At 61.0% G+C, this 625-nt stretch carries 1 protein-coding gene; it reads left to right on the plus strand.

What is annotated here, in order from left to right:
• Positions 1 to 108 precede the first annotated feature (108 nt).
• A partial coding sequence (locus H5T45_07715) for an RNA methyltransferase (GenBank protein MBC7129584.1) occupies positions 109 to 625 on the plus strand: 517 nt, incomplete at its 3' end.

Raw genomic sequence — 625 nt, forward strand, 5'->3', positions numbered from 1 at the left:
TTCGACGAAGAGGACGAGTTCTAAGGGGCGACGGAAGTCGCCCCTTTTTCTTTTTTCGTGGGACGCGCGGAAAAGCTCCGAGAGATCGCGGCTTCCCGGCTTCCCAGCGTGATCGCCGTTTGCGCCAATTTTGAAAACCCCCACAACGCCGCGGCCATCATTCGCACCTGCGAGGCCCTGGGACTCCTTGAGGTCTTCGTGATCGAGGAGAAGCACCCGTTCAGTCCTTCTCCGAAGATCACCCAAGGCGCGGAGAAATGGGTGCGGGTGCGCCGTTTTCGGCGAGCCGAGCCAGCCCTTTTGGAATTGAAATCCCGCGGGTTTCGGATCTTCGCCGCCGCTCCCTCTGGTGCTCTGGCTTTAGAGGATCTTCCCGTGGACTCCCCCTTGGCCCTGGTATTTGGGAACGAGGTGGAAGGCGTTGGGCCGGAGATCCTCGCCCACTGTGACGGAAGTTTTCGTATCCCCATGTTTGGTTTGACCCAATCGTTCAACGTCTCCGTGGCTGCCGGGATTTCCCTTTACGTTGTGGCCTTGGCCAGGCGGCGCTTCCTTGGGCGGCTGGGCGATCTTTCTCCCGCGGAGCAGGAGGCCCTGGTGCGGGAGTATCTGGCGGGTGGTCGAG

Source organism: Thermoplasmatales archaeon, from assembly GCA_014361245.1.
Lineage (GTDB): Archaea > Thermoplasmatota > E2 > UBA202 > JdFR-43 > JACIWB01.